Genomic DNA, 13,455 nt, shown 5'->3' on the forward strand with positions numbered 1-13,455 from the left:
GGGCAGTGGTCTCGGCTGCCGCTTCTCATAGGAGATTTCAGTGCCTGCTGAAGAATTCTCATCCCCGTCACCATGGCATGCAGGAGAGTTGCAGTTACAGCGGCACGCTGGCGTGGTTGACCAGATGGATGCCATCGGACGCAAGGTCTTGCGCCCATTCCTACTTGATCAACATCGTGAATTTTACGGGCTGCTGCCCTTCATTGTTATCGGCTCTGTCGATGGAGACGGTAAGCCATGGGCGACGATCCGGAGTGGAAGACCGGGCTTTCTGCATTCGACGGATCCGCTGACCTTGGATATCCATGCTGTCGATGATCCCGATGATCCGGCAGAAAGCGGAATGAAGGATGGAGACGCGATCGGTTTGGTCGGCGTCGATCTTATCACCCGCCGGCGCAATCGTTTGAACGGTACGGTTGTTCGCAGCGGCAGTGACCGCTTTTCCGTGGCCGTCGAGCAGAGCTTCGGCAATTGCCCGCGCTACATCCAAAACCGGCAATTCAGCTTTGCGCGCGATCCGGCGAAGCCTAAGCGTTCCGAAGCACTGGTTTCAGATCGGCTCGATGTCTATGCGCGCGGCATCATCGAGTCTGCCGACACATTCTTCGTTGCATCTTATTTGGATCGCGACACTGAAGGACGGCAGGTGGATGTCTCCCATCGGGGTGGCCGGCCCGGTTTCGTTCGCATCGATGCCGATGGTGGCCTGACCGTGCCGGATTTCAATGGAAACCTGTTCTTCAATACGCTCGGCAATTTCCGCATCAATCCTCGCGCCGGACTTCTGTTCGTTGATCATGAGACGGGTGACATGCTTCAGATCACCGGCGGCGCCGAAATCATATTGGCTTCACCTGAAATTGCCGCCTTTGACGGCGCAGAACGCCTTTGGCGCGTCATGCCGCAGAGGGTGGTGCTGCGCAAAGATGCGTTGCCGCTGCGATGGAGCTTTCTTGAAGATGGCATGTCGCCAAGCAGCCTTATGACCGGAGAATGGAGGCAGGCCGAAAGCCGCTTGAAGATTTCTGCCCAGCCAAAGACATGGAGGCCTCTTCGAGTGGAACGGGTCGTACAGGAAAGCTCAACAATCCGTTCGCTTCATCTTGTGCCGATCAATGATGAGGCCCTTGTTCCGCACCTTGCAGGTCAGCATCTGCCGATTCGTATAGGAGACGGGGACGACACGCTTCGTAGGAGCTATACTATATCCAGCGCTCCATCGAATGGCTTCTACAGGCTGAGCATCAAGCGTGAGGGTCGGGCCTCCACGCTCCTGCACGCGATGCGAGGAGGCGACGAGATCGAGGCACTGTCGCCAACCGGAACCTTCACAATCGACGCGATGGAACGTAACCGACCGGCCGTTTTCCTCGCGGCGGGCATCGGCGTCACGCCCGTGCTGTCTATGCTGCACCATCTTGTCCACACCGGCGACAGAACGCGCTATCGCCGGCCAGTATGGTTGTTCCGCTCGTCACGCATTTCTGCCGAAAGAGCGTTTGATCGCGAGATCGGGGAACTGGTCGCGCATAGCGAGGGCACGGTTCGGGATATTAAGGTCCTGGGAACGCCCAATATCGATGACAAGGGCCTTTTCGATGCAGCCGGTCGCATCGACATGGCGCTGTTAAAGGCACATTTGCCATTCGGCGACTATGATTTCTACATCTGCGGACCGACATCTTTCATGCAGTCAATGTATGACGGGTTGCGCCAACTGGATGTCGCAGACAATCGAATCCATGCCGATGCGTTCGGCCTATCGGGCTTGAAGCGTGATGGCGGCGTCCACCCATCGGCACTGCCACGCAAGCCCACAGCTCAAGCGCCCACTCGCGTCGTCTTCACGCAAACGGGAAAAGAAGCCATCTGGAGGCCGGGCGAAGGCTCCTTGCTAGAGCTCGCGGAGCAGTGCGGCCTCAGCCCACTCTACGGCTGTCGGGCTGGCAGTTGCGGCGATTGCCGAACGAAGATAGTCAAAGGCGACGTCAGTTACCAATCAGAGCCCAGTTATGCCGTAGCAGATGGCGAGGCACTGATTTGCTGTTCGGTGCCTGCACAAATGGACGAGGATTTGCGGCTGGATATGTGAGGCGCGCGCGTTCAGCACCAAACCAGATACGTGCAGCATCATCGGGTCCAACGAACGTCATCACGGGTCAGCAGCCGAGAAAGATTGCCAGTTCCCTTGCAACCGTTTCCGGGTCCTCACGTTGCGGAAAATGCCCGACGTTCTGGAGGGTAATACGCTGAAATGGCCCGGAGAACTTTTCGTGAAGATGTTCCGATAGCTCAGGCGGGTTCACACCGTCTTCCAGACCTTGGAAATAGAGGGTTGGCAAGGAAAGCGATTTTGTTTCCTTGATCCGGTCTTCCAGCCAATGGCTGGCCGGATCGACCTCAGCCTCACCCCATCTGGCTTGATAGCTGTGCAGGGTGACGTTTACCCAATCTCGATTGTCAAAGGATTTCGAGACAGCATTGAATGTGCTTTCGTCGAACCAGCCTTCCGGGCCCCAGTTATCCCACTGAATGCGCGCAAACCCGTGCGGGTCGGAGGCAACTCCTTCTGCTCCGCGCTTTGTTGCCATGAACCAGTGATACCAGTATCTCTGCGCCTGCTTAAAGGACGGCGTTTTTAGACCACCCATCCGTGGAAGCGATGACAGCAGCGCAATTTTGTCGACGCGCTGAGGCCAGCCAACAGCCAATCCTTCGGCAACGCCCGCTCCCCAGTCATGGCCAACGACAGAGAAGGTTTCGATCCCCAGACTATCCATCAAAGCGATCGCATCCATGGCGAGGATGCCGCTATTGGCTGTTCTCAAGGCGTCTTTATTGCGGAATATGCTGCTGCCGAACCCGCGCAGATAAGGTGCTATCAACCGCAGACCGCGACCAACGAGCCTCTCTGAGACACTTTCCCACGTCGAAGCGTCGTCAGGCCAACCGTGCAATAGTAAAACCGGCCTGCCGTGTTTGTCACCGCTTTCGATGAAACCAATCCGCAAGTTGTCAGTATCGACATGGGGCATGAGGAAATCCTTGTTTTTCCGGTAACATCGCACGACCAGAGCTGTTTCCGATGCTCTATTTCTTATCCGTGCAGCAGTCCGACGTCAGCAGTGGTGTCGCTTTTCACAGTTTCAACGTCATAGGAGCTTGATGGCAGCGTTCAGCGCTTTTGCTTGTCGTTCGATTTGAGCTCTGCTGATCTTGCGCTTCGTCACGATGATGCGCCAATAGAGAGCCGATGGAATCATATCGAGCGCCATTTCCACGTCTACGTTCGCATTGAGTTCGCGGCGCGCGATCGCCCGCTCAATCAATGCAGTTCCGGCAGTTCTTCTGCTCGCAGCAAGCCTCGTCAAAGCGATCGCGAGTTCGCTTTCGCGAGCTGCTTCCGCATAAAGATCTGGTAAAATCCTGCGCACGAGACGATGGCGGAGTGCCCGCCGCATCATCAGCAGGTAAGCTTCAAGCTCTTCGAGCAAGCTTCCTCTTTCCGACACGTCGGTGAGCTTCAGGCCAAGATCATCGATTGCCTCTGATGCCAGTGCAAGCTTCGATGGCCAACGGCGATAGATCGCAGCTTTGCCCGCGCCCGCTCGCGTTGCGACCCGCTCAAGACTAATTCCTCCGTAGCCATAAGCGGCCCAATCTTCAAAAAAAGCTTGTATCAAAGCATGCGTCAGATCCGTGCGCATGACCGCAGCGCCGCTCGGGTGGCGCCCACTTTTTTCGTCGGTACTCTTGCGTTCCATCGAAACTGCTCCATATCTAGTAACGGAACGATAGCGTTCCATCCAAAAGGAGTAAAGTGCAATGCCAAGCAATGACGACGTATTTCCGAGCCTATCAGCTCTACTTCGGCAGGCTCTGGGCGATTTGATTTCCCGCGAGGCAACATCTTTCCTCGACATGTGCGATGAAAATATCGTTTTCGAATTTCCGTATGCACCAGAAGGATTCACTCAGCGTCTCATGGGTAAATCAGCACTCGCCGCCTATCTTCCAACTGTTGCCGATTTACTGACGATTGAATCGATGAACCTCAATCGAGTCATCATTGGAACTGGTTTCGAAACGGCCACGATCGAATTTGACTGCGGCGGATATTCGAACGACACGGGTGCGCGTTACGATCAAACCTATGTGTCGGTGGTCGATTTGAAGAACGGTCTGATCACGCGTTACCGTGATTACTGGAACCCACTTGTTCTTCTCTCAGCAACAAAATCTTCACCCGCAATGGCGGAGACTCAGTGATGAAGACAGACAAAACAAAAACAATCCTAGTCACAGGCGGTACTGGAACAACAGGACGTTTGGTTGCCGAAGGGCTGAGGAAAGCCTGCATTTTGCCGAGGATAGCGACGCGTAAACCGTCTGGCGAAAACGACATTCTGTTTGACTGGCAGCAGCCAGAAAGTGCGCGCCGCGCTTTCGATGGGGTTTATGCCATGTACATTGTTGCTCCGACAAGTACGAGTGATCATGGGACGGTTGTTCCTCCCATCCTCGATATTGCGCTCTCATCCGGTGTGCAGCGCTTCGTTCTCCTTAGCGCATCATCGCTGGAGGCTGGTGGGCCTATGATGGGGCAAATACATGCATATCTTGCAGCCAGCGCGCCGGAATGGACTGTCTTGCGTCCGACTTGGTTCTTGCAGAACTTTTCGCAACCGCAACATCAACAAACGATCAGACAAGAGAATGCGATCTACTCGGCGACTGGATCTGGCCGCGTTGGTTTCATTGACGCAAACGACATTGCAAGAGCGGCTGTCAGCGCCTTGCTTGAAGATAAATCCTGGAACCGTGATTTTATCCTTACCGGCCCTGAAACCCTTTCCTACGCACAAATTGCGTCCAAGCTCAGTAGTATTCTTGATCGCCCCATTCGATATGTGAAGCTCAGCGTTGAACAACTGGCCGAGCGACATCGCGCTGGTGGCTTGGATAGGGACTATGCGGAACTCCTTGCTTCTATGGACAAGTGGATCGAGGAGGGGCACGAAGACCGCCTTACCGATGGGGTGTTGACCCTGACGCAACAAGCGCCGACACCTGCAGATGCTTTTATACGATCCAACATCAAGAGCTGGCTGTCTTGATCTCCTCACTTTGAGGCGGTCGTTGTCGACCATTTGCCAAAAACAAAGCCCAGCGCAAAAAGGTGAAGACACGAAGAATGGCGACGTCCGCTCTCGCCCTTCGATCTTCAGCGGTGGACAGTCCTTATTGCTGGCGTCCAAATATTTCCGTCGGAACAGATGCTTAATCTGCTGCCGACGGCTCGGATCCCTTTAGACGTTAAGTACGGTTCTTAATTTGGGGCTCAAGCTCATCTTCGACGACATTTATTATCGGGCATATGGTTGTTGTTGCGCACCAAAATATTAAGGGGCGAGATAGCTGATCTTTAGCGCGGGACCGAATTCCGTGTTCGTTGCAATCGGATACAAAGCCTTGCTGGTTGATCCACGAAAAGCAAAATCAAGTCCCAACGGTTTTGCCCGCTTGCCAGAAATTACACGACACCTTTACTGAAAATGAAGCAGCCATATGGACCCGGATCAGAGGTGCGCACGATGGCGAATGAGGCTTTCGCTTCATCGTAGAAAGCGAAACGCTCCAGCGCTTCAATTCTCACAGGTCGCCCCTCCGCATTGTCGACAACTGACTGCATCACCGCGAAAATTGGAACTTGCCCGTCTGGGTCTCCAACGACCTGCATCCGTTTCACCGGAGACTCGACGAATGTGTCGAGCGGGAAAAGCTTCAGGATGGCTTGCGCCGCATGCTCAAGGCCACAGCCGGAAACATCTATCAGATGCCCATACGTCGTTTGATGTGCGATGGTTTGTGCAGGATGATTGATATCGCATAAGACCAGCTGATCGCCATGGCCCATGAGCATCAGGGCATGGATCAGCTCAGCGTTAATTATAGGGTCAATCCCTTTGAGCACTGCTTTCTCCTCCCAGAAACTGCAGAGTTATTCTTCACGAAATACAACATATTTGTAATGTACGCAATCAGCCGGTGGCTAAAATGACACGAGTGGCGGTGCAGAAATAAAGCATGGAACGTGCGCTTGCGCCAGAATATAACTTCTTGAGACCAGTTTTTGCCGTAGCCATGAAAATCGAAAAAAATTAGTGACAGCATAATTTACAAAAATATTTATATGTGTGAAGTTCACGGAACGGATGTGTCCTCCCAAGGATAGCATATCGATGGCAGGTACGGCTGCAGGCTGTACTCGCCCATTGGCTGGGAGGCGCAGAGTCGCGGGGAGTGCGACGCCGGTGGAGGAGAACAGCTATTGGCATCGATGAACATCGTCAATGTCGGGAAAGCCTATGGAAGCCTGACAGTGATCCATGGCGTTACCGTTGAAATACCTGACGGCGAATTCGTCGTTCTGGTGGGCCCGTCCGGCTGCGGAAAATCGACCCTCCTGCGGATGGTCGCTGGGCTTGAGCCGATCACTTTTGGGGATATCCAGATCGACGGAAAAGTGGTCAACGACCTGCCTCCGAAGGATCGCGATATTGCCATGGTGTTTCAGAGCTATGCGCTCTATCCGCACAAGACAGTCGCGGAGAACATGGGCTTTGCGCTAAAAATGCGTGGAGAGGCCAAGGCGAATATCGATTCCCGCGTCCGTACGGCGGCAGAGATACTAGATCTTACACCTTATCTGGCCCGTTACCCCCGCCAGCTTTCCGGTGGCCAGCGCCAGCGTGTGGCCATGGGGCGAGCGATTGTTCGCGATCCCAAAGTTTTTCTCTTCGATGAGCCATTATCCAACCTCGATGCCAAGCTGCGCGTGCAGATGCGGGCTGAAATCAAGGAATTGCAGCGACGTTTGGCAACGACCATGATCTATGTGACGCATGATCAAGTGGAGGCCATGACTATGGCCGACCGTATCGTCGTGCTGAGAGACGGGCGCGTGGAACAAATCGGTTCGCCGCTGACGCTTTATGATAAGCCCGCAAATACCTTCGTTGCCGGTTTCATAGGTTCTCCATCCATGAACCTCATCAAAGGCCATATTCGCAATGCCGCTGAACCCTATTTCGAAACGGATGATGGCATTCGCTTGCCCCTATCAAGCGCGCCTGCCGGCTCTGATGGAAGGTCTGCCTTTTATGGTATCCGGCCAGAGCATTTCACGCTTGGCGGAACTGTCAGCGCGCAGGTGACGGTAGTGGAATCGACTGGCTCGGAAACGCAAGTCTTTGCCAAGCTTGGTCAGCAGAAGATCATCGGCGTGTTTCGCGAGCGCGTTGAAGAGCCCGCGGGCGGCACGATTGCAATGACGCCGAATGTTGCGCTGGTCCATCTTTTCGATGGGGAAAGCGGATTGAGGCTGGAGTGAATCTGGTCGTCGCCGTCAGGAGAAAAGCGACGATAGCAAATCAACGGGAGGAGAACCGCATGAAAGTCAGTGATTTCGAGAGAATGATGGCTATCGGCCTGAGCCGCCGTGCCATCTTGAAGACCGGTGCAAGCCTGGGTGCCGCGGCAGCTGCGAGCAGTGTGATGGGTCCGTTTGGAGCAGCTTATGCGCAGGACGCATCCTTGCGCAGTCAGATATTGCAGGTGCCGGGCGTCGGCAAGGGGTCTCCAACTGATGCTGACTGGCAGAAGGTCGGCGAAATGTGTCTGGAGGCGACGAAGAAAAACGTCAAACAGGGCGAATTTGCCGGTGTCGAGCTTTCCTTCATGGGCCTCAACAACCAGAACCTTCACAATGTTCTGTTTCGCGGCTTTCTGAAGCCTTGGGAAGAATACACAGGTGCCAAGATTACCTGGATCGATCTGGCGCAGGCGGATTATAATCCGCGTCTGCAACAGGCCATCGCTACTGGCACAGTCGATTTCGACATCCTCGAGATGGGTGCGCCGTTCGAGGGTGATGTTTGCGGCAAGGGGCTGGCCTCCGAGATGCCGGATTGGGTCAAGGCCCAGATCGATATGGACGACTATGTCGATTACTTGAAAGCGCCCGTAGGCACATGGGATGGCAAGACCTACCGCGTGTCTGTCGATGGCGACTGCCACAACTTCAATTATCGCACCGATTACTTCACCGATGCTGATCTTGCCAAAGCCTGGAAGGACGAGGGCCACGAGGGCGAGTGGGGCGTGCCGAAAACATGGCAGAAGGTGCAGGAAGTCACCAAATTCCTCAAGGGCAAGACCGTCGCTGGCGGTGATGCTCTTGGCTATCTCGATGCGCCAAAGGCCTGGGGTGGTTTCGGCTTCTACTTCCTCGGCAGCCGTGCGACGGCATATGCCAAGCATCCGGATGACAAGGCTTGGCTGTTCGATGCTGACACGATGAAACCACGCATTAACAATCCTGCCTGGGTTCGTGCCATTCAGGACGTTATCGATGCTCTGCCATCTGAAGCGGGCGACCAGCTAAATGCCGACCCCGGCACCACGGCCTTCCAGCAGTTTCTTGCTGGAACAGGCTCGATGGTCTCCTGGTGGGGTGATGTCGGTGCTGCCGCACGCACCAGCGATAGTTCTGTTGTGGGCGACACCATTGGTTTCGATATCCTGCCGGGTTCTGATGATGTCTATAATTCGAAAACCGGCAAATGGGAGAAGTTGGCGAGCGGTCCGAACCACGCCCCGAACATGGCCTATCTCGGGTGGGGCGTTTACGTCATGTCGCGGGTCGACAGCGATGAGAAAAAGAAAAAGGCGGCCTGGAGCGCGGCAGCCCATCTGGGTGGCAAGGACATCGCGCTTTGGACGGCGGCCTATCCATCCGGCTTCCAGTGCTATCGCAAGAGCCAGTTCGACATCAAGGAATGGGTGACGGCGGGTTATGACGAGGCGTTCATCTCGAACTACCTCGCCTCGCAGTCCAACTCCTACAATCACCCCAACGCTGCCATCGAGCCGCGTATTCCCGGTATCTTCCAATATTACAGCATCGCGGAAGATGAGCTTGCCAAGGTGTTTGCCGGACAGGCCAGCGCTCAGGCCGGAGCGGACGCCATCGCTGCGGCGTGGGAAAAGCTGACGGATCAGCTCGGGCGCGACAAGCAGATTGCACTTTACAAGGCCTCGCTCGGGGCATGATGCGTGGTGCAAATCTTTAGTTTGCAATTGCTCAGGCGGTTGGTTTTGCCGCCTGAGTCGCCAAGTCTTCCGTTCGGCTTACCAGCCCAGAGGTCTGCTCATGTCGCATACGATCACGCAAACCATCAGCCCTGTGCAGCGGACCGTCGTTCCACCAAGCTCCGCGCGGCGTGGAAAGCTGTTGCTCATGGCCGCGACGGTGCTGCTCTTTGGCGCCCTTCTTGCGCAGATAGCTGACGCAGCCGGCATCACGACGTTTGGTTTCGTCAGCTGGCAACCATTGCTGTTTGCCTACATCATATGGGCTGCAGCGCTTTGCGCGGCGCAAGTCATGATCCGCGGGGAGGCGGGGCAGCGCGCAGCTTTCGTTTTGCCAGCCGTTCTCTTCACTGTGGCCATGGTGGTTTTTCCCACGGTCTTCGGCCTCTATATCGCTTTTACCGACTGGAATCTGAGCGCTGTGGCGGGCCGCCGTTTCAACGGGCTTGATAATCTGAGAACACTGTTTGCAGATCGCTACTTCTGGAACGCGCTGCTGAACATGGTCTATTATGTTCTGTCGGTTCTGGTGCAATATACCATCGCCTTCGGGCTCGCATTGTTGCTGAACGCGGAGATCAAAGCGCGTAAATTCTTTCGTGTCGCGTTCCTGCTGCCGTTGATGTTGAGCCCCGTTGCCGTGAGCTGGATGATCGGCAAATCGTTGATGGAGTATCGTTTCGGCCCAGCGGCGACGCTTGCGCGCCACCTCGGTTGGGACAATCCGGCATTCTTCTCGACGCCATGGTTGGCGCGGACTTCGATCATGGCCATGGATGCCTGGGTCTCCATCCCCTTCATGATGATCCTGCTGCTTGCGGGGCTTCAGGCCTTGCCCTCCGAAATCAAGGAAGCGGCGAAGGTGGATGGAGCGTCCGGTTGGCAGAGCTTCAAGGAAATCACCTTTCCGCTGATGCTGCCTGTGAGCATAACGGTCATCATTCTTCGTATCATTTTTCAGCTGAAGCTGGCCGATATCGTTATCAACGTAACTGCAGGTGGACCGGGCGGAGCGACCGATACCGTTTCCAGCTTCATCTTCCGTGAATACAGAGACCGCTCCAATGTCGGCTACGGCACCATGCTTGCGGAATTCTATCTCGTCATCATCATCATTTTCGTCGCGCTCATCCTGAAAGGGGCGAGCCGCTGGATGCAACGGGACAATCGAGGCTGAAGCCCATGGCAGCACATGTTGAAACATCCAACCCACGATTAAGCTTTTGGTCCCGCCGACCGCAGTTCATGACCAGCAGTCTGCTGATCTATGCGGCTTTGGTGTTCTGGGCTTTCGTGTCGCTATTTCCAATATACTGGACCATCACAACGTCCTTCAAGACGGCAGTCAATGTGACGCAAGGGCATCTCATTCCTTTCGTTGACTTTACGCCGGATTGGAAAGGCTGGCGCTCACTGGGTCTTTCTCCCGATACGATCTTCGCGCAATCGACGGTTCGTGACGAATTTATTCGCCGCTTTCTTAACAGTATCGTAGCCTCGGCCGGCGCATCGTTTCTGGCGGTATTGATCGGCTCGCTGGCGGCCTACGGCCTCAGCCGCTTTTCCTACAAATTTCTCTGGATGAAGAATAAGGATATTTCCTTCTTCTTCTTGTCTCAACTCATACTGCCGCCTGTCGTTTTGGCGATGCCATTTCTGGTTCTCTACAAACATCTGATGCTGCTCGACACGCTGGTCGGCCTTATCCTCGTCTATACGCTGATGGTGCTGCCCATCGTTATATGGATCATGCGCGATCAGTTCGACACGATACCTGTCGAACTTGAGCAGGCAGCACTGGTGGATGGTTGTTCGATCTGGGGTGCATTTCTGCGCATCGTTTTGCCCATCGCCTTGCCCGGCATGGTTGCGGCCTTCATCCTTTCGGTAATTCTGTGCTGGAACGAGTATTTCTTCGCCGCGCTGCTAACGAGCTCGAACGCCAAGACCCTACCGGTGATGGTGGCCAGCCAAACAGGGTCACAGGGCATCAACTGGTGGTCGATGGCGGCGATTGCTACGGCGGCCATAATGCCGCTCGTTCTCGTCGGTATCTTCCTTGAGCGCTATATCGTGAAAGGCCTCACCGCAGGCGCCGTAAAATGAGGTCTGGAATGAAGTCAGGCGTTTCCATTCTCGGTATTTTCGTTGCTGATACCGCCTATCTTGCGCCCCGCATGCCTGCTGTGGGCGAAACCATTACTGGCAGCGGCTTTGCAGTCGGTCCGGGCGGCAAAGGTTCCAACCAGGCCGTTGCCGCGGCGCGTGCCGGTGCGCAGGTGTCTTTCATTTCCAAGATTGGCCGCGACACATTTGGCGATCTGGCCCTGAAGACATATGAAGAGGCCGGCGTGACGGCAAAGCTGACGGTTATGGACGATCAGCCGACCGGTGCCGCTTTCATCTACGTCAACGACAGCACCGGCGACAATGCCATTATCGTTTATGCGGGAGCAGCAGGAACGATCGGTGTTGGCGATGTGGAAGCGGCACGCGACACAATTGCGCAATCCAACGTTTTCGTCACCCAGCTAGAACAGCCTGTGGAGGCCGCGCGGCATGCCTTGGAAATTGCGCGCAACGCCAGTGTCACAACGATTTTCAACCCCGCACCAGCGGAGGCCTTCCCGGAGGACGTCTACCGCCTTTGTGACTTCATTATTCCGAACGAGACGGAAGCTGCCGCGCTTGTCGGCTTTCCAATCGATACGATTGATGATGCCAAGCGCGCTGGTGAAATTTTTCTGTCTCGCGGCGTTGGCGCGGCCATCATCACGCTTGGCGCGCGGGGCGTGTTGTTTCATGCGCCGGGCCAATCCGTTCATGTGCCTGCCGTCTCCTGCGGTCCGGCCATCGATACGACCGGCGCGGGGGATGCATTCGTGGGTGGATTTGCGGCTTCCCTTTCGCGTGGTGCAGAGCCGCTCTGGGCGGTGCGGCTCGGTTGCGCGACCGCCGGTATTGCCGTGACCCGGCGTGGGACGGCCCCAGCAATGCCGATGCTTGCCGAAATCGAAGCAGTGATGGCGCGCTGACGCATCAGATTTGGCCGCGCACCCCGCGGCCTTTCTTATCATGTCGGGCCACCATAGTTGCAAAAAGCTTCGCGGCTGATTTCGCGCGTCCTGACGCACGAATTAACGTCAAAAAACGCGACCTCCGACACGAATTGATGCTATGCACAACATATATAGCTTTACAAAATAGAATTAATTTGTGAAGTTGCGTCAACAGCGACTGAAGTGAGCAAGACCAGTGACCCAATTGAAATTCGCCACCCGACTGAATTCCTTCGCCTCGAAGCCTGCTGCCGAGTGGCCTGATATTTCCGGCAAGCCGACTATGTTGCAGATGGCAAAGCGTGCTGCGAAGGTAGATGGTTTGACGGATCTAGATCTGAATTATCCCGACCATGTTGCGGATGATCCAGCGCTTCTTGCGCGCCAGATAGGCGATCTGGGGCTTGCGATTAATGGCTTTGCCATGCGCTACTATACCAATCCGGCGTTCAAGATCGGTGCCTTCACCAACCCGGATGCAGCTGTGCGCCGGGAAGCGATCGATCTCACGAAGAAGGGTATCGACGCTGCGCGTGCCGCTGGCAGTAACCTGATGACGTTGTGGCTGGGGCAGGATGGCTTCGATTACGCCTTCCAGGCTGACTACCACACTCTGTGGCAACACGAGATCGATGGGATTCGTGAAGTTTGCGCTCATGATCCGGATTGCCTCATCAGCATCGAATACAAGCCCAACGAGCCTCGTTCCTACAGCCTTATGCCAGATTGCGCGACCACGCTGCTGGCCATCAAGGATGTTGACATGCCCAACCTGGGTGTGACGCTCGACTTTGCTCACGTGCTTTATGCCGACGAGCAGCCTGCTTTCGCTGCAGCCCTGATTGCCCGCTACAGCCGCGTTCTCGGCGTTCACCTCAATGACGGTTACGCCAAGCGTGACGACGGCCTGATGGTGGGAGCCGTGCATACCCAGCAGACGATCGAGCTTCTGCGCCAGATCCGCAAGGACGGTTATGATGGTGCGATCTATTTCGATACCTTCCCTGACATGACCGGCCTCGACCCGGTTCACGAATGCGAAGTCAACATTCAGACCGTCAAGCGGATGCTGAAAGTGGTGGATCGTATCGAGCAGGACAATCGCCTGTCCGGTGCCGTTGAACGTCAGGATGCCGTTTCCGCGCAGGCCGTCATTCAGGAACTGATGCTCGGCTGATCTGCACACGAAAATCCAAAACCTCGTCACAACGCATGCCGAAGGCGTGCGGACACATTCCAT

Annotated in this window: 12 protein-coding genes; 9 read left to right on the forward strand and 3 right to left on the reverse strand. The window is 55.4% G+C overall.

Features of this window, described 5'->3' with window-relative positions; genetic code table 11:
• The first annotated feature begins 40 nt into the window (after positions 1-40).
• On the forward strand, positions 41-2,095 hold the full coding sequence (locus tag QZ869_RS11725; protein WP_296104819.1) for a pyridoxamine 5'-phosphate oxidase family protein: 2,055 nt from the start codon (positions 41-43) through the stop codon (positions 2,093-2,095).
• Between the two features lie 67 nt (positions 2,096-2,162).
• On the opposite strand, the gene QZ869_RS11730 is transcribed toward QZ869_RS11725, so the two are convergent.
• Positions 2,163-3,038, reverse strand: a complete 876-nt coding sequence (locus QZ869_RS11730; protein ID WP_296104821.1) for an alpha/beta hydrolase — start codon at positions 3,036-3,038, stop codon at positions 2,163-2,165.
• 117 nt (positions 3,039-3,155) lie between these two features.
• Positions 3,156-3,839 carry a TetR/AcrR family transcriptional regulator gene (locus QZ869_RS11735; protein ID WP_296104822.1) on the reverse strand — a complete coding sequence of 228 codons (684 nt, stop codon included), beginning with the start codon at positions 3,837-3,839 and terminating at the stop codon, positions 3,156-3,158.
• On the opposite strand from QZ869_RS11735, the gene QZ869_RS11740 reads away from it, so the two are divergent.
• Both QZ869_RS11740 and QZ869_RS11745 read left to right on the forward strand, forming a co-directional pair.
• Complete coding sequence (locus QZ869_RS11740; protein ID WP_296104825.1) at positions 3,829-4,272, forward strand: nuclear transport factor 2 family protein; 444 nt, start codon at positions 3,829-3,831, stop codon at positions 4,270-4,272. The genes QZ869_RS11735 and QZ869_RS11740 overlap by 11 nt on opposite strands.
• On the forward strand, positions 4,272-5,120 hold the full coding sequence (locus QZ869_RS11745; RefSeq protein ID WP_296104827.1) for an NmrA family NAD(P)-binding protein: 849 nt from the start codon (positions 4,272-4,274) through the stop codon (positions 5,118-5,120). The genes QZ869_RS11740 and QZ869_RS11745 overlap by 1 nt, the downstream gene beginning before the upstream one ends.
• A 416-nt stretch (positions 5,121-5,536) precedes the next feature.
• Here QZ869_RS11745 and QZ869_RS11750 read toward each other — a convergent pair whose 3' ends face one another.
• Entirely contained in the window at positions 5,537-5,977 is a 441-nt protein-coding gene (locus tag QZ869_RS11750) for an RbsD/FucU domain-containing protein (RefSeq protein WP_296104829.1), read from the reverse strand.
• Positions 5,978-6,334: 357 nt separating this feature from the next.
• Between QZ869_RS11750 and QZ869_RS11755 the strand changes: the two genes are divergently transcribed.
• From QZ869_RS11755 to QZ869_RS11780, 6 genes are all read left to right on the forward strand, one after another.
• Positions 6,335-7,396 carry an ABC transporter ATP-binding protein gene (locus QZ869_RS11755; protein WP_296019073.1) on the forward strand — a complete coding sequence of 354 codons (1,062 nt, stop codon included), beginning with the start codon at positions 6,335-6,337 and terminating at the stop codon, positions 7,394-7,396.
• Between the two features lie 59 nt (positions 7,397-7,455).
• Positions 7,456-9,117, forward strand: coding sequence for an extracellular solute-binding protein (locus QZ869_RS11760; protein WP_296104831.1), 1,662 nt, complete (start codon positions 7,456-7,458; stop codon positions 9,115-9,117).
• Between the two features lie 100 nt (positions 9,118-9,217).
• Entirely contained in the window at positions 9,218-10,333 is a 1,116-nt protein-coding gene (locus tag QZ869_RS11765) for a carbohydrate ABC transporter permease (RefSeq protein WP_296104835.1), read from the forward strand.
• A 68-nt stretch (positions 10,334-10,401) separates the two neighbouring features.
• Positions 10,402-11,262 carry a carbohydrate ABC transporter permease gene (locus tag QZ869_RS11770; protein WP_363315109.1) on the forward strand — a complete coding sequence of 287 codons (861 nt, stop codon included), beginning with the start codon at positions 10,402-10,404 and terminating at the stop codon, positions 11,260-11,262.
• 8 nt (positions 11,263-11,270) lie between these two features.
• Positions 11,271-12,191: a ribokinase gene (gene rbsK, locus QZ869_RS11775; protein WP_296104839.1), complete on the forward strand. Its 921-nt coding sequence runs from the start codon at positions 11,271-11,273 to the stop codon at positions 12,189-12,191.
• Between the two features lie 229 nt (positions 12,192-12,420).
• Entirely contained in the window at positions 12,421-13,392 is a 972-nt protein-coding gene (locus tag QZ869_RS11780; protein WP_296019075.1) for a TIM barrel protein, read from the forward strand.
• Positions 13,393-13,455 lie beyond the last annotated feature (63 nt).

The organism is uncultured Agrobacterium sp. (assembly GCF_913777885.1).
GTDB lineage: Bacteria > Pseudomonadota > Alphaproteobacteria > Rhizobiales > Rhizobiaceae > Agrobacterium.